This is a genomic window from Pseudomonas sp. SW-3, assembly GCF_016615645.1.
In the GTDB taxonomy this organism is placed as follows: Bacteria; Pseudomonadota; Gammaproteobacteria; order Pseudomonadales; family Pseudomonadaceae; genus Aquipseudomonas; species Aquipseudomonas mandelii.
Genome location: NZ_CP067098.1, coordinates 3,539,454 through 3,562,444 on the forward strand (window position 1 = coordinate 3,539,454; position 22,991 = coordinate 3,562,444).

Annotated in this window: 18 protein-coding genes, 2 tRNA genes and 1 pseudogene; 16 read left to right on the top strand and 5 right to left on the bottom strand. The window is 57.9% G+C overall.

Annotation, left to right across the window (positions count from 1 at the left end):
• Positions 1-4: 4 nt before the first annotated feature.
• The 4 genes from JIO00_RS15800 to ada all read left to right on the top strand — a co-directional run bounded on the left by JIO00_RS15800 (position 5) and on the right by ada (position 3,034).
• Positions 5-511 carry a methylated-DNA--[protein]-cysteine S-methyltransferase gene (locus JIO00_RS15800; RefSeq protein ID WP_077747740.1) on the top strand — a complete coding sequence of 169 codons (507 nt, stop codon included), beginning with the start codon at positions 5-7 and terminating at the stop codon, positions 509-511.
• Positions 508-1,212 (top strand): 2OG-Fe(II) oxygenase, encoded by a 705-nt coding sequence (locus JIO00_RS15805; RefSeq protein WP_077747739.1) that lies wholly within the window; start codon positions 508-510, stop codon positions 1,210-1,212. The genes JIO00_RS15800 and JIO00_RS15805 overlap by 4 nt, the downstream gene beginning before the upstream one ends.
• Positions 1,202-1,882, top strand: a complete 681-nt coding sequence (gene alkB, locus JIO00_RS15810) for a DNA oxidative demethylase AlkB (RefSeq protein ID WP_077747738.1) — start codon at positions 1,202-1,204, stop codon at positions 1,880-1,882. The genes JIO00_RS15805 and alkB overlap by 11 nt, the downstream gene beginning before the upstream one ends.
• An 87-nt stretch (positions 1,883-1,969) precedes the next feature.
• On the top strand, positions 1,970-3,034 hold the full coding sequence (gene ada, locus JIO00_RS15815) for a bifunctional DNA-binding transcriptional regulator/O6-methylguanine-DNA methyltransferase Ada (RefSeq protein ID WP_083376632.1): 1,065 nt from the start codon (positions 1,970-1,972) through the stop codon (positions 3,032-3,034).
• Here the strand turns inward: ada and acuI are convergent, their stop codons facing one another.
• Positions 3,035-4,018, bottom strand: coding sequence for an acrylyl-CoA reductase (NADPH) (gene acuI, locus JIO00_RS15820; protein ID WP_200666240.1), 984 nt, complete (start codon positions 4,016-4,018; stop codon positions 3,035-3,037).
• Between the two features lie 237 nt (positions 4,019-4,255).
• On the opposite strand from acuI, the gene JIO00_RS15825 reads away from it, so the two are divergent.
• The 8 genes from JIO00_RS15825 (at position 4,256) to JIO00_RS15860 (ending at position 10,345) form a co-directional block, all read left to right on the top strand.
• Positions 4,256-5,320 (top strand): NAD(P)H-dependent flavin oxidoreductase, encoded by a 1,065-nt coding sequence (locus tag JIO00_RS15825; protein ID WP_083376631.1) that lies wholly within the window; start codon positions 4,256-4,258, stop codon positions 5,318-5,320.
• Between the two features lie 145 nt (positions 5,321-5,465).
• On the top strand, positions 5,466-6,233 hold the full coding sequence (gene modA, locus JIO00_RS15830; RefSeq protein WP_234452890.1) for a molybdate ABC transporter substrate-binding protein: 768 nt from the start codon (positions 5,466-5,468) through the stop codon (positions 6,231-6,233).
• Complete coding sequence (gene modB / locus JIO00_RS15835; RefSeq protein ID WP_154912152.1) at positions 6,234-6,914, top strand: molybdate ABC transporter permease subunit; 681 nt, start codon at positions 6,234-6,236, stop codon at positions 6,912-6,914.
• 3 nt (positions 6,915-6,917) lie between these two features.
• Positions 6,918-7,997 (top strand): molybdenum ABC transporter ATP-binding protein, encoded by a 1,080-nt coding sequence (modC, locus tag JIO00_RS15840; protein ID WP_010460742.1) that lies wholly within the window; start codon positions 6,918-6,920, stop codon positions 7,995-7,997.
• A 78-nt stretch (positions 7,998-8,075) separates the two neighbouring features.
• Complete coding sequence (locus tag JIO00_RS15845; RefSeq protein ID WP_010460743.1) at positions 8,076-9,116, top strand: DNA topoisomerase IB; 1,041 nt, start codon at positions 8,076-8,078, stop codon at positions 9,114-9,116.
• A 72-nt stretch (positions 9,117-9,188) separates the two neighbouring features.
• A complete protein-coding gene (locus JIO00_RS15850) occupies positions 9,189-9,410 on the top strand; it encodes a hypothetical protein (protein ID WP_083376626.1) in 222 nt (73 codons plus the stop codon).
• A 115-nt stretch (positions 9,411-9,525) separates the two neighbouring features.
• The gene (locus JIO00_RS15855) at positions 9,526-9,756 is read left to right on the top strand and encodes a hypothetical protein (protein ID WP_010460746.1); all 231 of its coding nucleotides are present in this window, start codon (positions 9,526-9,528) and stop codon (positions 9,754-9,756) included.
• A 304-nt stretch (positions 9,757-10,060) separates the two neighbouring features.
• Positions 10,061-10,345, top strand: a complete 285-nt coding sequence (locus tag JIO00_RS15860) for a hypothetical protein (RefSeq protein WP_010460748.1) — start codon at positions 10,061-10,063, stop codon at positions 10,343-10,345.
• Between the two features lie 107 nt (positions 10,346-10,452).
• On the opposite strand, the gene JIO00_RS15865 is transcribed toward JIO00_RS15860, so the two are convergent.
• Entirely contained in the window at positions 10,453-11,172 is a 720-nt protein-coding gene (locus JIO00_RS15865) for a TetR/AcrR family transcriptional regulator (protein ID WP_200666242.1), read from the bottom strand.
• A gap of 155 nt (positions 11,173-11,327) precedes the next feature.
• On the opposite strand from JIO00_RS15865, the gene JIO00_RS15870 reads away from it, so the two are divergent.
• Entirely contained in the window at positions 11,328-12,164 is an 837-nt protein-coding gene (locus JIO00_RS15870; RefSeq protein ID WP_200666244.1) for an NAD(P)H-binding protein, read from the top strand.
• An 86-nt stretch (positions 12,165-12,250) separates the two neighbouring features.
• On the opposite strand, the gene JIO00_RS15875 is transcribed toward JIO00_RS15870, so the two are convergent.
• Both JIO00_RS15875 and JIO00_RS15880 read right to left on the bottom strand, forming a co-directional pair.
• Positions 12,251-12,337 (bottom strand) — tRNA-Leu (locus tag JIO00_RS15875).
• A gap of 162 nt (positions 12,338-12,499) precedes the next feature.
• Positions 12,500-12,573: transfer RNA gene (locus JIO00_RS15880), tRNA-Cys, on the bottom strand.
• A gap of 411 nt (positions 12,574-12,984) precedes the next feature.
• On the opposite strand from JIO00_RS15880, the gene JIO00_RS15885 reads away from it, so the two are divergent.
• The 3 genes and pseudogenes from JIO00_RS15885 to JIO00_RS15895 all read left to right on the top strand — a co-directional run bounded on the left by JIO00_RS15885 (position 12,985) and on the right by JIO00_RS15895 (position 17,477).
• Complete coding sequence (locus JIO00_RS15885; RefSeq protein ID WP_200666246.1) at positions 12,985-14,580, top strand: lactate dehydrogenase; 1,596 nt, start codon at positions 12,985-12,987, stop codon at positions 14,578-14,580.
• Positions 14,581-14,706: 126 nt separating this feature from the next.
• A pseudogene (locus JIO00_RS15890) lies at positions 14,707-14,944 on the top strand (methyl-accepting chemotaxis protein); the annotation flags it as partial.
• Positions 14,945-15,278: 334 nt separating this feature from the next.
• Positions 15,279-17,477 carry an LTA synthase family protein gene (locus JIO00_RS15895; protein WP_200666248.1) on the top strand — a complete coding sequence of 733 codons (2,199 nt, stop codon included), beginning with the start codon at positions 15,279-15,281 and terminating at the stop codon, positions 17,475-17,477.
• 10 nt (positions 17,478-17,487) lie between these two features.
• Here JIO00_RS15895 and JIO00_RS15900 read toward each other — a convergent pair whose 3' ends face one another.
• Positions 17,488-22,962: a trifunctional serine/threonine-protein kinase/ATP-binding protein/sensor histidine kinase gene (locus JIO00_RS15900; RefSeq protein ID WP_200666250.1), complete on the bottom strand. Its 5,475-nt coding sequence runs from the start codon at positions 22,960-22,962 to the stop codon at positions 17,488-17,490.
• Positions 22,963-22,991: the final 29 nt, after the last annotated feature.

Here is a 22,991-nt window from a genome sequence, read left to right on the forward strand (position 1 = left end):
GAACATGTCTACCTCCCCGATTCGCTACATCAGCGGCACTTCCAGCCTAGGCGTCTTGTTGCTGGCGTTCAGCGCCGAGGGCCTGTGCGCGTTGCTGCTCGGTGAAGACTTGATCACGCTCGAACGCGATCTGGCGCGGCGTTTCCCTGGCCCGCCACCGCCGCAGCGCGATGAAGGTTTGATGCCGGCCCTGGAGCAAACCCTGCGCCACCTCGAAAACCCACACACCGCACTCGATCTCCCACTGCACCTGAGCGGCAGCGTATTTCAACGGCGAGTCTGGGAAGTCCTGCGGAAAATCCCCGTCGGTGAAACCGCCAGCTACCGTGATATCGCCCAGCGCCTGGGTCAGCCCAGCGCTTCCCGGGCGGTAGCGAATGCCTGTGGGGCCAACCCGGTGGCCGTTATCGTGCCTTGCCATCGGGTGCTGCGCCAGGACGGCAGCCTCGGCGGTTATCGCTGGGGACTGGAGCGCAAACGGCAGTTGCTGGATCGCGAGGCTCAGCGATGAGCGAGCAAACCTTCGATGCGCTGGACTGGGCGGCCCTGGGGCAACAAATCGATCAGGATGGCTGCGCTGTCATCAAGTCGCTGTTGAGTGCGCAGGCGTGCGATGACGTCAGTGCGCTCTATACCCAGTCAGCGCCCTTCCGCTCTCAAGTGATCATGGCGCGACACGGTTTTGGCCGTGGCGAGTACAAGTATTTCAACTACCCCTTGCCGGACACAGTCGCCCGCTTGCGCAGTGCGCTCTACCCTCGACTGGTGCCGATCGCCAACCGCTGGTATGAATGCATGGACTTGCCGTCCCGTTTCCCCGCAACCCACGAAGCGTTCCTGCAACGCTGCCATGCCGCCGGTCAGGAACGCCCGACTCCGTTATTGCTGCAATATGGCCCGCAGGACTACAACTGTTTGCACCAGGATCTGTACGGCGAACACGTGTTCCCGCTGCAGGTGGCGATTCTTCTGTCGGAACCGGACGAAGACTTTACCGGCGGCGAGTTTGTGCTAACCGAACAACGCCCGCGGATGCAGTCACGCCCGCAGGTGATCCGCCTGAAGAAAGGCGATGGTCTGATCTTTGCCGTGAGCCAGCGACCGGTCAAAGGCGTTCGCGGCTATTACCGAGTGACCATGCGTCACGGCGTGAGTCGCCTGCACAGCGGAAAACGGCATACCCTTGGAATCATCTTTCACGATGCGTTATGACCCCATGAGCCCGACCACTTTCGATCTTTTTGCCGATGCCGAACCCGAGCAGGAGCCCAGACGTGAGCAGATCGGTGAACAGTCCTTCGTCTTGCGCGGCTTTGCCCTGCCCCGGCTCGATCGATTGTTGCCAGCACTTGAAGCGGTTCTGGCGGCCGCTCCGTTTCGGCAGATGGTCACCCCCGGCGGCTTTACCATGTCGGTGGCCTTGAGCAGTTGCGGCACCTGGGGCTGGACCACCGACCGCAGCGGCTACCGGTATACGCGCAATGACCCACAGACCGGACGCCCCTGGCCCGAGATGCCTGACGTGTTTTTCGAACTGGCACAAGCGGCGGCACGGGAAGCGGGATTTGCCGGGTTTGTCCCTGACTCCTGCCTGATCAACCGCTATGTCCCCGGGGCCAGGATGTCATTGCACCAAGACAAGAACGAAGGTTCCTACGCCGCACCGATCGTGTCGGTGTCATTGGGATTGCCGGCAATGTTCCTGTTCGGCGGGTTTGAACGAAGCGATAAAAGCCAGCGTGTACCGTTGCTGCATGGCGATATCGTGGTCTGGGGTGGCGTCGATCGTTTGCGTTATCACGGCGTGCTGCCGATCAAGGACGGCCATCACCCGCGCCTGGGTGAACAACGGATCAACTTCACCTTTCGAACCGCCGGATGAAGCCCAAGAATTCAACCGCAAGACTCGGAGTGCTGTGGTGCTGGGGGCTTGTTAATCTGGAAAAAACGGGTCAACGGACATGAAACCATGACAACTCATTCGACCAGGATTGCCACCGAGGACGATCCTCGCTGGGCCGCCGTCGTTGCACGGGATCCCGGTGCCGACGGGCAGTTTGTCTACGCCGTGAAAACCACTGGAATCTATTGCCGCCCCAGCAGCCTGGCACGCTTGCCGAAACCGCAGAATGTCGAATTTTTCGACACGGCAGAACAAGCCCTGGCGGCGGGCTATCGTCCCAGCAAACGGGCCACGAAGGATCAAAGCGATGTAGCCGCACAACACGCAGCAACCGTCGCTGTCGCCTGCCGCCACATCGAATCCGCCGAAAATCCGCCTGCGTTAAATGAGCTGGCGCAGGCAGCAGGCCTGAGCAGCTTCCATTTCCACCGCGTATTCAAAGCCGTGACCGGGCTGACACCCAAGGGGTACGCAACCGCCCATCGTTCCCGCAAAGTGCGCGAACGCCTGGCCGACGGCGGCTCAGTCACCGACGCCCTGTATGACGCCGGTTTCAACTCCAACAGCCGCTTCTATGAATCGGCCGATAAACTGCTGGGCATGAAGCCGGGGGATTACCGCGCGGCGGGCCAGAACAACGACATTCGTTTTGCCGTTGGCCAGTGTTCCCTGGGGGCCATTCTGGTGGCGCAAAGTGAACGCGGTGTTTGCGCGATCCTGCTGGGGGATGATCCGCATCAACTGGTTTGCGACCTGCAGGACAAGTTTCGGCGTGCGAATCTGATTGGCGCCGATCACGCGTTCGAGCAGTTGATTGCCAAGGTTGTCGGTTTTATCGAAGCCCCGGCAATTGGCCTGGATTTGCCGCTGGACGTGCGCGGCACCGCTTTTCAAGAGCGGGTCTGGCAGGCGCTGCGGGAGATTCCTGCAGGCAGCACCGCCAGCTACGCCGATATCGCTCAGCGTATCGGCGCGCCCAAAGCCGTGCGCGCCGTGGCTCAGGCCTGCGGCGCGAACAGTATTGCAGTGGCGATCCCGTGCCACCGCGTGGTACGCAGCGACGGCAACCTCTCGGGCTATCGCTGGGGTGTCGAGCGCAAGCGTCAGTTGCTGGAACGCGAAACCGTGTAATCACCGATTCACATCGACCACCACTCGCCCGCGCAATTGTCCGGCGAGCAAGCGCGGTGCGGCGTCGATAGCTTCGCTCAAGCCGATTTCATGGCTGATCAGTGGCAGCAACGCGAAGTCCAGATCCTTGGCCAGCCGATTCCAGGCTTCCATCCGCTTGGCTTTGGGCTGGGTCACGCTGTTGATCCCGGCCAACGTCACGCCACGCAAAATGAACGGCGCGACGGAGGCCGGGAAATCCATGCCTTGTGCAAGACCACAGGCGGCGACCGTGCCATTGGCCTTGGTGCTGGCGCAGGCGTTGGCCAGCGTGTGGCTGCCGACCGAGTCGATCACCGCCGCCCAGCGTTCCTTGGCCAGCGGCTTGCCCGGCAAGGACAGAGTGGGGCGATCAATGATCTCGCTGGCGCCCAGTTGCTTGAGGTAATCGTGCTCGGCGGTGCGCCCCGTGGACGCTACGACTTTATAGCCAAGCTTGCTCAGCAGCGCGATGGCGAAACTGCCTACGCCGCCGTTGGCCCCGGTGACCAGGACTTCGCCCTGCTCAGGCGTGACACCATTATGCTCCAGCGCCAGGATGCACAGCATCGCCGTGTAACCGGCCGTGCCGATTGCCATGGCTTGAGCCGCGGTGAATTCCTTGGGCAGTGGGATCAGCCAGTCGCCCTTGAGGCGCGCTTTTTGTGCGAGCCCGCCCCAATGCCCTTCGCCTACGCCCCACCCATTGAGCAAGACCTGGTCACCGACCTTGTAGTCCGGATGCTCGCTGACTTCGACCGTACCGGCCAGGTCGATTCCCGGCACCATGGGGAATTTCCTGACCACCGGGCTGCTGCCGGTGATCGCCAGGCCATCCTTGAAGTTCAAGGTGCTGTACGCGACCCGCACCGTCACATCGCCCTCGGGCAGTTGATCGTCATTGATCTCTTGCAGTGTGGCCCGGTAACCGCTGTCGTCTTTGTCGATCAAAATACCTTTGAACATCATTGCCTCTCAATGCAATCGATCCGGTTGTGGGGGCATTGAAATACCACAAAGAAACATCTCGCCGTACAAGACTTTAGCCAAACCTACGATGCACCGAGCGCTACCATGACGTGCGGTTACGCCTTTTTTTAAGGCCCTTGAATAACGGAAAACGTCCCGGATACAAAAGTCGACTGGCTCTGCATCAACCATTGCTGGTAAAAAACCGGTTCTATCCGCCGGAGAATCATTGAAATGAGCCAATGGCCAGACACCCGTATTCTTGACCTGCTCGGCATCGAACTGCCGATCATCCAGGCTCCTATGGCCGGCGCTACCGGCTCGGCCATGGTTATCGCCGCGAGTAACGCTGGCGGCCTGGGCTCGATGCCCGCGGCGATGCTGAGCATCGAGCAGTTGCGCGAAGAGCTGAAGACGATCCGCCAACAGAGCCAGCGTCCGTTCAATATCAACTATTTTTGCCATCAGACCCCGGCCGCCGATGAGCAACGGGCTCGGGAATGGAAAAACCTGCTGGAACCGTATTATCGAGAACTGGGCGTCGATTTCGAGGCACCCACACCGGTATCCAATCGCGCGCCGTTCGATAACGCCGCCTGCGAAGTGCTCGAAGAATTCCGTCCCGAAGTCGTGAGTTTTCACTTCGGCCTGCCGGAACAATCACTGCTGGATCGGGTAAAAGCCACCGGGGCGAAAATTCTTTCCTCGGCGACCACCGTCGAAGAAGCCGTCTGGCTGGAACAACATGGCTGCGACGCGATCATCGCCATGGGCTACGAGGCAGGCGGACATCGGGGAATGTTCCTCAGCGATGACTTGAGCAGTCAGGTCGGCACATTCGCCCTCGTGCCTCAGGTCGTCGATGCGGTGAAAGTGCCGGTGATTGCAGCGGGTGGGATCAGTGATGCGCGGGGGGTGGCGGCAGCTTTTCTGTTGGGCGCTTCGGCGGTGCAGGTGGGGACGGCTTACCTGTTCACGCCAGAGGCCAAGGTCAGCGCGTCTCACCACAAGGCGCTGCGCACGGCCAAGGAAAGCGAGACGGCGGTGACCAATCTTTTCACCGGCCGCCCAGCACGAGGAATCCTCAATCGGGTGATGCGCGAACTCGGCCCCATGAGCGATAAAGCCCCGGCCTTCCCGTTGGCCGGTGGTGCGTTGATGCCGTTGCGGGCCAAGGGCGAAGCGGATTTCAGCAATCTCTGGGCTGGGCAGGCATTCACGTTGGGCGTTGAAGTGAGTACGGCAGAGCTGACTCGGCGTTTGGCGGAGGAAGGTTTGGCCAAGTTGCTCCGTCGCTGAAGCACGCTGCTGTAGCCTGCTGCTCCAGGATCACGCAACTTCACAGATTCGGCTCCAACACATTCCGTTTGCGGGCATTACGCTATATATTTCGATATATAGCGTTTCGCCCCCTCGTTGCATTCGCCTATCACGGAGCCGTTTCATGCCCCTGCGTGCCTCACGTTTTGCCCCGACCTGCCTCGCAAGCCTGCTCGCCGTCTTCGCGTTCGGCTCCGCTCAGGCAGGCGAAGTCCAGGTGGCCGTCGCCGCCAACTTCACCGCGCCGATCCAGGCCATCGCCGCCGATTTCGAAAAAGACACCGGGCATAAACTGGTCACCTCCGTTGGTGCAACCGGTCAGTTCTACGCCCAGATCAAGAATGGCGCGCCGTTCGAAGTATTCCTCTCTGCCGACGACACCACCCCGCAAAAACTCGAAGCTGAAGGCGACGCCGTCAAGGGTTCGCGCTTCACCTACGCCGTTGGCACGCTGGCACTGTGGTCAGCCAAGGAGGATTACGTCGATGCCAAGGGCGATGTGCTGAAAAGGAACGAATACAAGCACCTTTCCATCGCCAACCCGAAAGCCGCGCCTTATGGCCTTGCCGCCACTCAGGTGCTGGCCAAACTGGGCCTGACCGACAAGGTCAAAGACAAGCTCGTTGAAGGCCAGAACATCACCCAGGCCTATCAGTTCGTTTCCACCGGCAACGCTGAACTCGGCTTCGTGGCCTTGTCGCAGATCTACAAAGACGGCAAAGTCACCGGCGGTTCGGCCTGGATCGTCCCGGCCGACATGCACGACCCGATCAAACAAGACGCGGTGATCCTCAACAAGGGCAAGGACAACCCGGCCGCCAAGGCACTGGCTGACTACCTCAAGGGGCCGAAAGCCGTCGCCATTATCAAGTCCTACGGTTACCAACTCTAAATGACGCTGACGAGTGCCGACTTTTCCGCCATCTGGCTGACCCTGAAACTGGCGTCCCTGACGACGGTTATCCTGTTGATCATCGGCACTCCGATTGCGTTATGGCTGTCGCGCACCCGCTCGTGGTTGCGCGGCCCGGTCGGGGCAATTGTCGCCCTGCCCCTGGTCCTGCCGCCCACGGTGATTGGCTTTTATTTGTTGTTGGCGCTCGGCCCTAACGGTTTTGTCGGCCAATTCACCCAGTCACTGGGGCTCGGCACGCTCACATTCAGTTTTGCGGGACTGGTGATCGGTTCGGTGCTGTACTCGATGCCGTTCGTGGTCCAGCCGCTGCAAAACGCCTTTTCCGCCATTGGCACCCGCCCGCTGGAAGTGGCCGCCACCTTGCGCGCCAATCCATGGGACACCTTTTTCAGCGTGATTCTGCCGCTGGCTCGCCCCGGCTTCATCACCGCGGCCATTCTCGGTTTCGCCCACACTGTCGGCGAGTTCGGCGTGGTGCTGATGATCGGCGGCAACATTCCCGACAAGACCCGCGTGGTCTCGGTGCAGATCTACGATCACGTTGAAGCCATGGAATATGCCCAGGCCCATTGGCTCGCCGGGGCAATGCTGGTGTTCTCCTTTACCGTATTGCTGGCGCTCTATTCCAGCCGTAAAACCAAAGCGGGCTGGAGCTGATCGATGATTCATATGCGCCTTAAACTGACTTATTCAGGATTCGCCCTGGAGGTGGATCTGCAATTGCCCGGCCGCGGAGTAACGGCACTTTACGGCCATTCCGGGTCAGGCAAGACCACGTGCCTGCGCTGTATCGCCGGTCTGGAGCAGGCCGAACAGGGCTTTATTCAGGTCAACGATGAAGTCTGGCAGGACAGTGACAAGAAGATTTTCGTACCGCCGCATAAACGTGCGCTTGGGTATGTTTTTCAGGAGGCCAGCCTGTTTCCTCACCTTTCGGTGCTGGCCAATCTGGAGTTCGGGCTGAAGCGCATCCCCAAGCAGCAACGCCGGGTTGACATGGCGCATGCCACTGAACTGTTGGGCATTGGTCATCTGCTGGACCGCCATCCGCAGCACCTGTCCGGAGGCGAACGGCAACGAATCGGCATCGCCCGCGCGCTGCTCACCAGCCCCAAACTGTTGCTGATGGACGAACCGCTGGCGGCGCTGGATAGCCAGCGCAAAAACGAAATCCTGCCTTATCTGCAACGCCTGCACGATGAACTCGATATCCCGGTGCTGTACGTCAGCCATTCACAGGATGAGGTCGCCCGACTGGCCGACCACATCGTCCTGCTCAGCGACGGCAAAGCGCTGGCCAGCGGACCAATCGGCGAAACCCTGGCGCGTCTCGATTTGCCCCTGGCGCTGGGCGACGATGCGGGCGTGGTGATTGAAGGCCATGTCAGCGCCTATGACCCGCACTATCAGTTGCTGACGCTGCAGCTGCCCGATACCGACCTGAGCATTCGCGTGGCGCACGCTCCGATGACCCAAGGCCAGGCGCTACGTTGCAAGGTCCAGGCGCGGGATGTCAGCCTGAGCCTGCAAGGCGTCGAGCACAGCAGCATCCTCAATCGCTTGCCGGTGACGGTGATCAGCGAAATCGGCGCCGATAACGCCGCCCACGTGCTGATCCGCCTGAATGCGGCCGGCACACCGCTGCTGGCACGCATCACCCGCTACTCCCGGGACCAACTGGGCGTGCACCCCGGCCAGCAACTCTGGGCGCAGATCAAAGCGGTGGCCGTGCTGGCGTAAATTCGTCGGCACCACGGCGAATGGACGCGGTCAATGGCTGTACAGGCCCCCTGACTTCGTCGCCAAGGATTTTTTGCCATGCCCGATACCGCGCTGCCCGATGTGCTGCCACCCGACCTGCACTACGTCGACGACACGCAGCCTGGAATCACCCGCAAACGCTTGCGTGGCAAATTCTGCTACTTCGATCCTGCGGGCCAGCGCATTACCGATCCCGACGAAATCAAGCGCCTCAACGCCCTTGCCGTGCCGCCGGCCTATACCAATGTGTGGATCTGCGCCGACCCACGTGGTCATTTGCAAGCCACCGGCCGTGACGCTCGCGGTCGCAAGCAATACCGTTATCACGCGCGTTGGCGCGAAGTGCGCGATGCCGATAAATACTCACGCCTGCGGGACTTTGGCCTGGCACTGCCGAAGCTGCGCAAACAGCTTGAAACGCTGCTGGACGCTCCGGGTTTCAGCCGAGATAAAGTCATGGCCACCGTGATTACCTTGCTCGATGCGACGCTGATTCGGGTCGGCAACACGCAATACGCCCGGGAAAATCGCTCCTATGGCCTGACCACCCTGCGCAGCCGTCACGTCGAGGTCAACGGCAGCGCGATCCTATTCCAGTTTCGCGGCAAGAGTGGTGTCGAACACCAGATCACCGTGAAAGACCGACGCCTGGCGCGAATTATCAAGCGCTGCCTGGAGATTCCCGGACAAGACCTTTTCCAATACCTGGACGAAAATGGCGAGCGACACACCGTCAGCTCCTCAGATGTCAATGCCTACCTGCAAACCCTCACCGGCGCCGACTTCACGGCCAAGGATTATCGGACATGGGCCGGGAGCGTCCTGGCGTTGTCGGTGCTGCGTGAGTTGCAGTGGGAGCCTGAGTCGGACGCGAAACGGCATGTGGTCGAGATGGTCAAGAACGTTGCCAGGCAACTCGGTAACACCCCGGCCGTGTGCCGCAAGTGCTACATCCACCCGGCGGTGCTCGAAGGTTTTATGCTCGGCGCCTTGGCCCAACTGCCGCGGCCGAGACTGCGTAAAGGTCTCAGGGCAGAAGAAGTCGGGCTCGCCATGTATCTGGAGAAAATGATCGCTGAGGCAGAATCGACAAAATGACCCATCCATTTTTTGCACGATCGCAAAGAACTTCTATAGTTGATGTGGACATGAATCAGCTGCGGTGACGCCATGGAAGACATTTTCGTTGTGAAGCGTTGCAACAAGATCATCATTCATGGCCGCCGGGCCGGAGAAGCCGGCCACCCGCCACCCGACGCCGCCGTCTGGTATCGCATTGAAGATACCCGCACCCGTGGCTTTATCGGTGACGGCTTCGATCTTGAAGAAGATGCCCAACGTGAATGCCGGCAGCTCAATACCAGGTCACAAGTGACGGCCCGACAAGCCTGAAGTCCGGGTCTATACTGAAATCAGCTGAAGGACCAGCGACCCCATCGGCAGAAAGCTCGCACCCAGCGGGCTTTTTGCTGCTATTTGTCAGGTTTCTTGAACGGAGGTGTTTGCCATGTCCGAAAAAGAGTCCATCACCACTCTGCTTACCCTGCTCGACTCCCGCCAGGCTCGACTTGCCGCTGCGTGCAAGGAGATTGCCGATTGGGTAGATCATCAAGGAGGGCATCCTACAGCCCTCAGAATTCGTGACCGCCTGAACGACATTGAAAAAGACGCGCCACTGATTCGAAACACCCTGTCTTCGTTAAAACCTGTCGACCCGCCTCTTCCGCGGTTCAGATGATTCGATCTGGGCGCGCGATTCAAGAACAGGGCCTGATCCAGGACGTGTGAACGGCGACTTGATCGTCAGCGCGTCCTTGCCTGTCTGATTATCTTTTTCTCCAAACCCCACCTGGCCTGACGCCGGGATTTTTTGTGACTTCTTTTCACGTAACGTTCACAACACACACCCTACAGTGGGTTCACTCCTTTGATGAACCCCTTGGCCTGCCCGCATGCAGGCCATTTTTTTGCCCGCTCGGCAGCCAACGAACGTCTTCATTAGCTGGAGGTCAAACAGTCACACGTCACGAAGGAGACGTCCCATGGTCACTCACTTCAAAGTCAGCGGGCATCTGGCCTGCGGTCACAAAGGCAGCAATCTCACATCAACCAGCGAATTGACCCGCGTAAAGTGCAGAAGCTGCCGCAACACCGACGCGTTCAAGGACGCGCGCAAAGCCGAACGTAACGCAGCACGCCGTGCTGCGCGTAAGGCCAAAGTCACTCACACCGCCAATGACTGGCGCGCCGCCTGGGTACAACGGTTGACCGCCATGGCCGGACTGCAAAGGTTACCCCGCGGTTTTACCGGCCAGCCTTTCGTTTAAAAACTGCGCCAGGAAAGATCTCATGCGGGAGAGAACCTGCTCGCGATGAGGGCAGCACATTCAACATTGATGTGACTGACCTTCAACCATCGCGAGCCGGCTCGCTCTCACCGGGGGATTGGCCCTGACAGGTCTGTTGATGAGTCGCACGTGTTCAGGTTCGCCGGCTCCATGATTTCAGCGAGCGACATGCGCTTGAAGGCTTCAAACAACCGCCGGCCCTCTTCGGGCGCACAAGAAATGGCCAGTCGCATAGTCGCTTCACCTAGCTGCCAGATCAGAAAGGCAGAATCAGCAACCCGCTGCGCATCGCTGCCTGGAAACACCCGCAGCATCGCATCGGCCAGCAAGCCGCCCGCCACACGACTCTCCTCCAGCTCCAACGCCAGCAACTGCTTGTCTGCCTGCATGCCTGACCAAATATCACGCATCGCAGGTTCGGCCTGAACGATCTCGTAATACTGATCCAGCAGGTCCGAATAGGCATCCGCCAACCCTTGCGCATCTTGCACCGTCACCAGCGCCTCTTCGATACAACGACGGCTTGCCGCGTTATAGCGCTCGGCCAGTGTACGAATGACCGAGCTCTTGTCAGGGAAGTACTGATAAAGCGATCCGATCGAGATCTCCGAGTATTCGGCAATTTCGCTCATTTTTACCTGGTCGCTGCCCTTGGTTGCGATCAGTTGCGTCGCCACCGCCAGGATTCGCTCCTGCCGCTCGCGACTGCGTTGTTGCGTGGGATTGCGGCGGGTCGGCTCTGCAGCAGGTTGCTCGAGCCCGGTGGCAGCTTTCTTTGGCACTGGCGTGATTCCGATCAATAACATGACAAGCACTCACCTTAGCACCCCCCGCGAACGCCCCCAAGTGGTTGCATCCGTATGTCGGTTCCCTCCTTAACATTGGTTGACGGTAGAACATGAGCGTTTATCATCTTCTTAACGTGAGTATTACTCACATTAACCCGATGGAGACGAACGCGATGAAAACCACTCAGGACACCCTCCTCGTTCTCGGTGCGACCGGTAAAACAGGGCGCAGGATCACCCAGCATCTCCAGGCCGCAGGATTGCCTGTGCGCTTGGGTTCTCGCGGCGCGAATCCTCCCTTTGACTGGGAAAATCGACGGACCTGGGATGCGGCGCTTGATGGCGTTCACGCTGTTTACATTTCCTATCAACCGGACCTCGCCGTTCCGGGCGCCCTCGATACAATCCAGGCGTTTACCAACCTGGCCGTCGATCGTGGCGTCGGCAAATTGGTTCTGCTGTCCGGACGTGGCGAGGTTGAAGCGGAACAAGCCGAACGTGTCATTCAAAACAGCGGTGTCGACTGGACGATCCTGCGGGCCAGTTGGTTCTTCCAGAACTTCAGCGAGGCGCATTTTCTGGAGCCCATTCTTGAAGGAGAACTGGCCCTTCCCGTCGGTAATATCGCGGAGCCCTTCGTCGATGTGGAGGACATTGCCGAAATTGCAGTCCAGGCACTGACCCAACCGGGGCATTCACGCCAACTCTATGAATTGACCGGGCCACGGGCACTGACTTTTGCCCAAGCGGTCGATGAGATTGCTCAAGGGACCGGGCGCGAGATCAGTTTCGTCGCCGTACCGCCGGATGCATATCGTCAGGCACTGGAGCAGGCACAACTTCCTGCGCCGTTGATTGACCTGGTGCTTTATCTCTTCACCACGGTGCTCGACGGTCGCAACACGCCGTTAGCCAATGGCGTTCAGCGCGCACTTGGCCGGCCCGCGCGCGACTTCAGCGATTATGTTCGGCGCACCGCTGCTACAAAAATCTGGGAGAACCAGGCTTGAGGTTGACGAGGATCATCTATCAAGAATTGCGGAGCAGAAACGACAAAGGCCTGCATGAGTTTCCTCATGCAGGCCTTTGATATGTATGGTGCCCGAAGCCGGAATCGAACCGGCACGCCCTTACGAGCGGGGGATTTTAAGTCCCATGCGTCTACCAGTTTCGCCATTCGGGCGGTAGCGCGGTGAAGCTGTCTGGCTTGTGCAACAGAGGACGAAATATATACATCCCGCCCCGGTGAAGCAAGTTCGCAGATCCCCTTTTCAAGACAAAATCTTGCAAGGTTGCGCAAATAAAAAAGCTCCGTAAATCATAGATCTACGGAGCTTGTTTATAGTGGAGGCCGAGGTCGGAATCGAACCGGCGTAGGTGGATTTGCAATCCACTGCATAACCATTTTGCTACTCGGCCTCAAACATTTGATGTCATGTAGCGCAACATCGAATGTGTACAAACCTAGAACAGGAAACGAGCTTATGATTCACGCTCTATCTCCTTGAAAACATTGAGCTTTTTCAGCCGTCTGTGCTTTCGATGGCGTGAATTATGTACTCATTTCCTGAGGCTGGCAACCCCTTGATTTCAAAAAAAATTCTGGCAGCACGTTTTCTTGGCCCCGGGTGTTTGTGCCCTTCCCTCTGATCGCCCGGGCATTGATGCACGATTCTACAGCCAGGCAACAAGAGACTGATCATAAGGTGATGGGCTTGGTATCTGATCCCCGCAAGGTTGTCGTTTTCCTGTAGTACCTCCGGGCGGACCTCAAGTTGTCACTATCACCGCCGACTAGTGAGGTAGGAACTTAATGAGCATGGAGCTGCCGTGACCCTGATATCTTCAATCTCCGCCCCCCAGCCACTGGCAATCGCTAAAGTGGCGGCCACCGTGCCCATCGGCAATCCCATCGAATCAACAGCCGTCACTGATTCGCCCTCGTCGATAGTCACCTTGCTGCAAGATAACAAAGCCGTCGATGCACTGACGTATACCTCCCGGGGCGGGATAGCGCAGCTTGACGCACCGCTTTCCTGGGAATACACGCAGCATGACAAAGTGTCCTTGCACATGAGGGGCAATTTCGGAAGTTCGTCGACGGCCGGCCGGTTCCAAAATCTGGGCGCATCGCTACTCTTGCAACTGGCTGAGACCAACAAGAACATTTCCCAGTCAGTCCTTCGCTCATCGACTGGAAGGCCTCTTGAAGCTGGCGAGCTGGCGGCTGCCCAAGCCAAACTCCATAGTGGCATCGCAGATAACTCCATCAGCCTCACGCTGAATACAGCGAGTGGCAAAACTATCCAACTGACCCTCTCCAGTCAGGACAATGCGCTGGCGGTACAGGCGCAGGTCGAGGGTGGTGATCTCAGCAAAGAAGAACTTGCTGCGCTGGGCGCAATGGCAGACGGATTTGAGTCGGCCATTCAAGGGCTCACTGCGGTGCCTCCGCAACTCAAACTGGACACCTTGATTCAGTTCGACTCCAAGGTGTTTTCCTCGGTCGATCTGGTGACACGATTCAAGCTCAGCGATGACAGCACGCAGACCCTTGAGCAGCATGCCGATGCAAGCCAGCGCCGGGTAAGCATGAAGGGCGCATCGGGCGATCTCAACATAGCCGTGGACTTGAAAAATGCTGCGATTCTGGGCAACAGCACTCAGAAGGCCAAGGCGCTTGAGGGGTACATCCGTCAAATAGAAGCGGCGCGCGACCGAGGCGACGGCGACCGACACCTGCTGTCGATGTTCGATAGTGCATTTAAGGCCGTTCACACAAATTACTCGGAAAGCCTCGCCGCAACCGTGCGGCAGCCCCCAGGCTCGAACTACCTGACAGACACCGACCGCAGCATGCTTACCGGCCTGGCCGATTTCAGTGCGACGGTCACCGAGAAGACTGTAAACGGCAATCCTGCGCGGCCTGCCGAACTTGATTCATTCAGCTATGACGTGTCCCAATCCACGCAATCCAAAGGTGCGAATCGGCTCAATCGCACGCTTGTTCAGGATCAGCAATCCCATCTGACAGCCCAGTACCATAAGCCTCTGTATGCCGGGCAAAAGCTGGAACTGACGACGGACTCGGAATCGCAGAATTACCTGTACTACCAGATCAACGATCAGGCCAGCAGCACGAGCCGCATCGGTTATGCCGAAGGTGAGTTGGTCGAGGCTTCCATCAGCCATTCGGCAAGCCAGTCCACTCGCATTGCCAAATACGTAAAGGGGAATTTGGAAGAAGACAATTTGACGCCTGCCTCATCCTCGAAGACGCAGAATCTTCTCGTCGTTCTGCAACAGGCACTGCAGCAGGATAAGGCGGCGAATCTGGGACGAGGCAGGTCATTTCTCGAATACACCTTGGCCGCTATCCAGGACAAAGTAATGTTGGTCAGCGATCCGAGTGAAATCAAGGATTGACCCGTCAACCGAGCGAGAGAGAGTCACTCATACCAGGTATGGGGCAGATTTATGACCTGCCCTTGTTATTACCGACGGCATGCACGATGAGCCAACTTGTTGAGCGGGGATGGTGCGGAGAAATACCTGGCAAATGCCGCGGGTGATTCTTTAACACAGATAACCGAGTCTATTTCTCAGAGCAACGAGCGAAATCTGGTCATTGCAAGCGCTTCGGAGGAGCAGGCACAAGTATCTAGAGAGGTTGATCGTAATCTGGTCGACTCAGTCTGCAGCAGGTGCCAATCAAACCAGTGCGGCCAGTAATGAGTTGTCACGGCTGGCTGTTGATCTAAGTGGAATGGTGACTCGATTAATAGTTTAACCACAGAAAAATGCCAAAAGTGTGGCGATTTACAACGTTCTCGTCACCCTGCATTGTGATGCCGTGCGCACGTCCGCCCGCAATCGGACGGAACACCCATCGCTAAACAGCTTGAAACAGTTAATGTTCACGGCCATCTCCCGGCATTAACACCCTACATTCAGGGCTCTGGAACGGGGGTTAAGAGCTGAAGCCTTTAGCCGGCAGGCCATTATCCAGGCTACCCACCGTTTCAGTACCCCTCCCCCTATTTCGAATGTCCCGACCAGTCCTGCCATCGCTTGATACCATTCAGCACATTTGTATGAAGCTTTAATGTCTGGAAGGTCTTTCTGTGAACGTTATCCGTCACTGGTTACGACAACCCTATGCGCGCCTCGTCGCGCTGATCGGATTGGTCCTGATCTTGCCTCTATGCCTGCGTGCGGCACTGGGTTGGTCGAGTCCACTCGGCTACCTTTCAGATCTGGGAACTGCCAGTCTTCTCATCGTCACCCTGCATCGTCGTCCCTGGTGGTTAGCGCTGCCGGTGTTACTGGTTTGGGGAATTATGACGTTGGCGACTGCTGAACTCGTCAGTGCGGTCGGGAGGTTTCCAAACGCCACAGACCTGCAGTACTTGATTGACCCTCAATTTCTGGAAAACTCTGCCGGCGGTGGTTTCGCCCAGCCATGGCTGGCAGCCACTCTGTGCTTTGGACTGGCGATCTGGTTGATCACGCAGTGGATGGGCCGCTCCAAACCTACTCCAGCCTTACCACGCAGCGTGTGGGCAGCACCGTTGCTGCTGTTGATCGGCCACTGGGGCGCCCAGCACCTCTACCCCACCGACGAAGACCCTTGGCGCTTGTTCAACCTCCCGCATCAGTTACTGTCCGCGAGCGTTGGAGACGTTCAGTCAAGTGCTGAAGAATGGTTGGCAGGTGATGTTGTCGATGTCCCTCCAGAAATGGCGGGACTCACCCAACTCGATCTGGAAGGACAGAAACTGCTCGCCGCTCCCGGGTGGGCGCGGAATGTGTTGATCATCGCGCTGGAAGGTATTCCCGGCGCCTACGTGGGTGTTAATCGAGAAGCCTTGCACAGCAGCTATCAGGAAAATCTCATGCCCAATCTCAGTCGATGGGCAGAGCGCGGCATGAATACGCCGGACTACGTCCTTCACAGTCACCAAACCATTCGCGGTCTGTATGCAATGCTGTGTGGCGATTACGACAAACTGGACAACGGCACGCCGAAGGGTGTGGAAATGTTGACCCAGAGCGAACGCAATCAAGCGTGTCTGCCAGCCCAGTTACAACAGAACGGATTCGCCACGCACTATCTCCAGGGTGCGGGCCTGCGTTTCATGGCAAAAGACAAGATCATGCCGCACATCGGTTTCGATGCCACTCATGGACTGGAATGGTTCACCAACAGCAACTACCTGGAATTCCCTTGGGGCAAGGACGACAAGGCCTTCTTCGAAGGGGCCCTTGAGTACGTTGGCCAGCTGAAAAAACAGAAAAGACCGTGGATGCTGACGCTACTGACCGTTGGCACCCACCAGCCCTATTCGGCCCCTGAAGACTACCTGGAGCGCTACGACACACCCAAGCAGGCCGCCGTCGGGTATCTGGATGATGCGCTTGGGCAATTCCTCAACGGCCTTGAACGTCAGGGAGTCTTGAAAGACACCCTGGTGGTGATCACCTCGGATGAATCCCACGGTATCGATGGAGTGCGCCTGGCGTCCTCTTGGGGCTTCAATCTAATGCTCGCGCCCGAGCAGGATCAGTTGCCCAAGGTGAAGCCCGGGGTTTACGGGCATGTCGATCTGAGTGCCTCGATACTCGACTATTTCGCCTTGCCCTTCCCCCCAGCCTTGAGCGGTCGCTCCCTGTTTCGCGACTATGAAACGGGCCGCGAAATCATGTCGTACACCAACGACAAGTTGCGCTATCACAATGGTCAGGGCACCTTGACCGAGTGTGACTTTCAACAGCGCTGCCGGAATTACGCCAGCCCAGGCTTCATCGCGGAACATGCGACCTTGACTGGTCAGTACGGACGCAAGCGCGCCCGCCAAATCGCAGCCAGAGCGACGGCGCTGGATCATTCGCTGCTGCGCACACCCTTGAACCAGCACTACCAGTTCGGCAGTTCCGCCATCATCCCTCTTCAGACAGCGATCAAGGATGACTGGGCCGATAACCTCATTGGTGCGCAGTACCTGGAAATGCCAAAGGGCTCACTCACTCGCGTGCGTCTGACCGTGCGCTCGGTAGATCCACAACAGGATGCCTACATTCTGCTCAAGGCCAAGGAGCGGGAACAGGATGTCCCGTTGGGCCTCCCCGCAGAAATGATTGTCACTGCGGATCAGCCATTGGAGATGCACTTCAGTTTCGACAATCCGCAGCCGCGCAAGGCGTTCTCTTTTCACTTGCTGGGCTACGGGTTGGGGGCCGTTGAGGTGAGTGACTTCAGTGTAATTACTGAGTTACCGGGGCAGGACGACCTACCCACGAATATCGACAAGGCAGAGGGCTAGTCGCGACCGATCAGGCAGGCGTATGAGGCGGCAGAGAGAATTGAATCACCGCTCCCCGGGGCTGATTCGAACTTGCCCATAATCGACCGCCATGCGCCTCTATGATCGAATGGCAGATTGACAGCCCCATGCCCAGGCCGGTCGCCTTGGTCGTATAGAAAGCGGTGAACACCCGCTCGGCTTCACCTGCAGCGAACCCTGGGCCGCTGTCGCTCACCTGCACCAGCACGCTGCCCTGCTCTTCCATCTCGGCGTTGATCTGTAACTGTCTCTCGCCGCCGTTGACGCTGCTCATTGCCTCTAAAGCGTTAAGAATCAAATTCAGCAACACCTGTTGCAGTTCTACACGATCGCCGTGTACTAACGGCAAATCTTGCGCGATGTCTGTATGCACCGAAGCACCGTTACTGGTTGCCTGACTGCGAGTGAATTCGACCATTTCGCCGATGATTTTCGCGATGTCTACGGGTCCCTTTTGTGGCGGGGCCTTGCGGATATGCCCCCGGATCCGATCCAGAACCTCGGCCGCGCGATGAGCATCCTTAATCACGTTGTCGAGTACCTGTTTTATCTCGCCAAGATTAGGTGGCTGGGCGCCCATCCAACGCAGCGCAGCGTGAGCCCCCATAACGGTGGCGGCAATAGGCTGGCTGACTTCATGGGCTATCGAAGCTGCCAGTTGGCCCATCGTCGCGACACGGTTAGCGTGCGCCAACTCCATCTGGACATTGCGATAACGCTGTTCGCTTTGACGAGCGTTTTCTTGCGCCTGCTTACGCTCGGTCAGGTCAAGCACGAACGCGACACCCTCCTGGCTCCCTGAGTCGAACGTGGCCAAACCGATGATGATGGGCAGCAGGCTGCCATCCTTTTTGATGTACTCCTTCTCAAAAGGACGGGCACTCCCAGCCTGCAGCGCTTCTATCATTGTCTTTTCACTAACCTCACGATATTTCGGCGCTGTCAGGTCTCTCCATCTGACACGGCCTGAGACAATGTCTTCGCGTTCGTAACCGACCATCCGTAAAAACGCATCGTTGGCATCCGTGATTTCACCATCGGTATTCCAGAAAATAATGCCAATGATATTCGAGTCTACGAGCCGCCGGATCTTGGCTTCGCGCTCCGCGACATCGCGATATAAATGGGCGTTCTCCAGAGAGATGGCGGCCTGGGAGGCCACCAGCTTCAGCACGGCAATGCGCGCAGGGCTGAATGCCCCTGCGGTCAAATTGTTTTCCAGGAACAGCGCGCCAATGAGTTTCGCCTGGTTCATCAACGGCAAGCAGAGAATGGAGCGGGCTCGATGTTTCTGGATGTAGGGGTCCGCGGCGTACAAGGGTTGGGTAATCGCGTCGTCAATGACAACGCTCTCTTGCGTGCGCAGCACATGGTAGAGGATCAATTCAGGCAGCAGCGACGCACTCACCGGCACATCACGCAGACGCAGTTGCGGCGAGTCATTGCCCGCAGTCGCCTCGGCGACTATTCGATGGTGACTACCATCTGTGCGCACCATCAGACCTCGCTCCGCGCCGGCTTGTTCGACGGCCGTCGACATGACCATATCGATGAGCTTTTCCAGAACGATTTCACCTGAGACGGCCTGCGACACTTTGAGCACGGTGGCAAGATCAAGCTGTTCGATGGGTGTGGCGATGGTCGTCGCCGGACCGAACGTGGATGCTTCCGCCCGCAGATACGTGTGCACCGCTTCAAGCTGCCGGACCTTGCCATCCGCGCCCCAGCGCAGATACCCATAATGGGCATCGCGCATATAGACGCGGGCGATTTTGGCAAGACCGCGTGCGGCGTAGAAGCGCGAAGCGAGTTCATTGGCGAGTGCTCCGATATGGATAAACCCGCCATGTTGCGCCGAGTCGATTGCCTCTTCGTATAAATGCTCCGCATCCACCAGGCGGTTCTCAATCCGGGCAATTTCGGCGCCCACCAGCGCCTTGTGGCTGGCGAAATTCTCGGGACAAATGTCTGCCCAGGCCCGCAGTTTCTGGTGGTGTGCATTGAGAACAGTCAAATGCTGCTGTCGATCATCTGACGAGTTGCTGGCGCACAGGCCCGCCCTCGCCAGCGCGTCATACAAGTAGTATTCGGCTTCCTCGAGAAAGGAGTGCGATACCTCGAGTAAAGGCTGCGCCAGTGCGGCGGCTTCAATGGCGGACGTAAAATCGCCGGCAAGATAGCGCGCTTGTAACTTGCGGATCCAGAAGCAACACGTCAACACCGGCGAAGTCTTGGAAACATGGTGCTCCGCGTCGCTCTCATTAAACTGCTCGCTGTCCAGGCAACCGAATACCGGTGTCAAACCACGCAACATCCGTATCAGTGCCAGCTGGTTTTCGATGAAGTCTATGACAAGGCCAAAGTGCACTTTCCTGGCATACGCGAGGCCTCGCTCGGCCTCACGTTGCAGATCGGGCAGCCGCTCGCCAGCGAACAGCAAGTTAGAGACGGTAATGTTGCAAGCAAACGCGCCAAATGAGTAATCGCCGACCCGGTTTGCAGCATCAAAAGCACGATCCAGCAACGCGCGGCAACTGCGCACAGGACGTGCCCAGCGCGCGACAAAAAGTGAAAAGGATAAGTACGTACGCGCCTCATAACGCTCAAGGTTTCTGCGCTCGACAAGTTCACAACCCAGCTGGCCAAATCGAAATCCCACTTGATAATCGCCAAAACGTTGCCCGGTGACGAGAGAGAGATTGGCGTAGGCCACGCATGAGGCATCGCCATTGCCGTACTCAAGGCTGAGATTGATCGCCTTGCAAATGGTCAGACAGGCAAGGTTCGTGTCCGTGTGCAAAGCCGGCGAGATCAACATGGTCAGCGCATGAAGTGTTGCGAGAGCGACAGCATCCTCCATCGGCGGCAGATCGATGATTTGTTCAACTGTTTTATTTCCAAGACTGGACCAGATGCCCTCGTATTCGCTCCGAGCCGCTTCGTCACTCGGGTGAGCGGACCACTCGATACCGACGTGACGTAGAAAGGACAGACAGACAGCCACCGCTTGATCACTGCGGTCGAGGAGTAGATTCACATTCATCCGCATGCACGCGACGCTACCCTGCTCGACGATCGTTAACGCGCGCTCCGAAAGTGCCTGTAGCCGCTGGTCCGCCACAAGCAACTGCCCGGTCAGGAATTCACATTCGGCCAGGTTCAACTCCAATTTGAATTTCAGTTCATGCCGACGAAGCCAGCACGGGTCGTCCAACAACTGGGCGCCGGTGATGAAATATTTGAGCGCCAAGTCATAGGCGGTCGAAGCATGGGAGCGCTGGCCGGCGATCAAGTTGAACCGGGCCAATTGCTCTCGTTCTTCCTGCTCGGTGATCAGCTGGGCGCCGCGATTGAGCTGGTTGACTATGTCGAAGATTACCTCTTCGTGCTGTTCCGCAGGCATTTCGCAAACTAGCAGCCGACCAATCTTCAGGTGGGCTTGCGAAAGCAGATGCGTGGGGATCAGTGAATAGGCGGCCTCATGAATTCGATCATGAGCGAACAGATAGACACCGTCCGAGCGCTCGATAAGCTCTTGGCGAATCGCTACCCATAACTCCCTGTGTAACTGCGCACGGGGAATCCCCATGACCGTCGCCAACGTCGAGATATCAACGACATTGCCGAGGCAGGCCATTTGCTGCAACGCCTGCAGCGTCGAGTGCGGCAGGCGGTTCAATCTGCCTGCCATCAGATCCACGACGTTGTCGGTGTAGCCCTTTGCGTGAATCCGATCGGTATCCCATTCCCACTGCCTGCGGTCATGGTCGAAGTTCAGCAGTTTCTCTTCGGCGAGCGCATGAAGAAACTGAATCACGAAGAAAGGATTGCCAGCGGTCTTATCGTGGACCAATTGAGCCAGCGGCTTGATCGGCGTCGGTTCGGTATGAAGCGCGTCGGTGATTAACTGCTCGATGTGCCCAATGGCAAGCGGCGTTAACGTTATCTCATCGATCGGGACCCCTGCACTCCTCATCGTTTGAAGCTTCTGCCTCAGAGGGTGATCTGCAGCGACTTCATTATTACGGTAGGCGCCAATCAGCATGAGGTGACGCAACGAAGAGCGTGTGAGCAAGTCCTCGATAAGGTCAAGTGTTGCCGTATCAAGCCACTGCAAATCGTCTAGAAACAGCACGAGGGGATGTTCCGCCCGGGCAAATACGCCAATAAATCGGCTAAATACCAACAGAAAACGACGCTGCGCTTGTTGCGGTTCCAGGTCTGGAACCATGGGCTGTTCGCCAATAATGAGTTTCAGCTCAGGCATCAGGTCAGTCATGAGCCGCCCGTTGAGATCGAGTGCCTCAAGCAGTGCCGTGCGCCAGCCATCCAGCTCCGCGTCGCTCTTGCCCAGAAGCGTGCGGACCAGTCCCTGAAATGCTTGCACGAGTGTTGAATAAGGGATGTCACGTTTGTACTGGTCGAACTTGCCAGAAGCCAGCAGTCCTCTCAACGGCACCAATGCCTTATGCAATTCATTGACGACAGAGGACTTGCCCATCCCGGAATAACCGGAGACCAGCACCAACCCTGTCCCGTCACTTTGAACTATCCGCCCGAAAGCGGAGACCAGGTCTTCAACGGCGCTCTCGCGCCCGTACAGTTTCTCGGAAATCACCAGCCGGTGAGACCTGCCGTGTTCATCCAGCGTAAATGGGCTGATATGTCCTTGCTGCTGCCACTCGGACCAGCAGCGCCGCAAGTCATGCTCGACGCCGGCAGCCGTCTGATAACGCTCCTCGGCCGTCTTGGCGAGTAACTTCATGATAATCCGTGAAATCGACTCCGGGACGGTGCCAACTCGCTCACTCGGTGGCATCGGCTTCCTGGCAATATGGCAATGCACCCATTCCATAGGGTCAGAGGCCGTAAATGGCAGCACACCGGTCAACATCTGATAAAGGGTCACACCCAACGAATAAAGATCGCTGCGCGAATCGATCGAGCGATTCATCCTGCCGGTCTGTTCAGGTGCCATGTAGGCAAGCGTACCGGCGATGGTCTCGGGCGCCTGCCGTTCCCGTGGCAAACGCGAAGCAAGCCCGAAGCCGGTGAACCGGGCCTCACCGTCCGGGCAATTGACGAATATATGCGTGGGCTTGATATCTTTATGGACGAGTCCGCTCAGGTGAAACTTGTTCAGCACAACGGCGATGCTGATCGCAAGACGCAAGAACGTTGCCGTCTCGACAGGACCAATGAGCAGCTTCGCCAGCGGCTCGCCTCCCGGGTCTTCAAACAACAACACTGTGCGGCCACCTTCGCTCACGAGTTCGATGGGACGCACTGCCCATTCGTCTTTGAGCTCATCCTTCAGGCCGAACTCGTGAGCAAGGCGATCCAGGGTAGCGAGCGATGGTTGCTCCAAGGTGGGCCGTGCAACCAGCACCTTTTCACGGCCAAATTTGCCGGAGCGCTGTCCCCGGCTCAAGACACGCTCACCGTCGTCCCACAATACCTGCATGCTTTCGCCTATCAACGCCCTATCCTCAA

Bases quoted from the DNA above. Each gene is read 5' to 3' on its own strand.
- JIO00_RS15800 (WP_077747740.1), top strand. From the start codon at position 5: ATGTCTACCTCCCCGATTCGCTACATCAGCGGCACTTCCAGCCTAGGC.
- JIO00_RS15805 (WP_077747739.1), top strand. From the start codon at position 508: ATGAGCGAGCAAACCTTCGATGCGCTGGACTGGGCGGCCCTGGGGCAA.
- alkB (WP_077747738.1), top strand. From the start codon at position 1,202: ATGCGTTATGACCCCATGAGCCCGACCACTTTCGATCTTTTTGCCGAT.
- ada (WP_083376632.1), top strand. From the start codon at position 1,970: ATGACAACTCATTCGACCAGGATTGCCACCGAGGACGATCCTCGCTGG.
- acuI (WP_200666240.1), bottom strand. From the start codon at position 4,018: ATGTTCAAAGGTATTTTGATCGACAAAGACGACAGCGGTTACCGGGCC.
- JIO00_RS15825 (WP_083376631.1), top strand. From the start codon at position 4,256: ATGAGCCAATGGCCAGACACCCGTATTCTTGACCTGCTCGGCATCGAA.
- modA (WP_234452890.1), top strand. From the start codon at position 5,466: ATGCCCCTGCGTGCCTCACGTTTTGCCCCGACCTGCCTCGCAAGCCTG.
- modB (WP_154912152.1), top strand. From the start codon at position 6,234: ATGACGCTGACGAGTGCCGACTTTTCCGCCATCTGGCTGACCCTGAAA.
- modC (WP_010460742.1), top strand. From the start codon at position 6,918: ATGATTCATATGCGCCTTAAACTGACTTATTCAGGATTCGCCCTGGAG.
- JIO00_RS15845 (WP_010460743.1), top strand. From the start codon at position 8,076: ATGCCCGATACCGCGCTGCCCGATGTGCTGCCACCCGACCTGCACTAC.
- JIO00_RS15850 (WP_083376626.1), top strand. From the start codon at position 9,189: ATGGAAGACATTTTCGTTGTGAAGCGTTGCAACAAGATCATCATTCAT.
- JIO00_RS15855 (WP_010460746.1), top strand. From the start codon at position 9,526: ATGTCCGAAAAAGAGTCCATCACCACTCTGCTTACCCTGCTCGACTCC.
- JIO00_RS15860 (WP_010460748.1), top strand. From the start codon at position 10,061: ATGGTCACTCACTTCAAAGTCAGCGGGCATCTGGCCTGCGGTCACAAA.
- JIO00_RS15865 (WP_200666242.1), bottom strand. From the start codon at position 11,172: ATGTTATTGATCGGAATCACGCCAGTGCCAAAGAAAGCTGCCACCGGG.
- JIO00_RS15870 (WP_200666244.1), top strand. From the start codon at position 11,328: ATGAAAACCACTCAGGACACCCTCCTCGTTCTCGGTGCGACCGGTAAA.
- JIO00_RS15900 (WP_200666250.1), bottom strand. From the start codon at position 22,962: ATGCAGGTATTGTGGGACGACGGTGAGCGTGTCTTGAGCCGGGGACAG.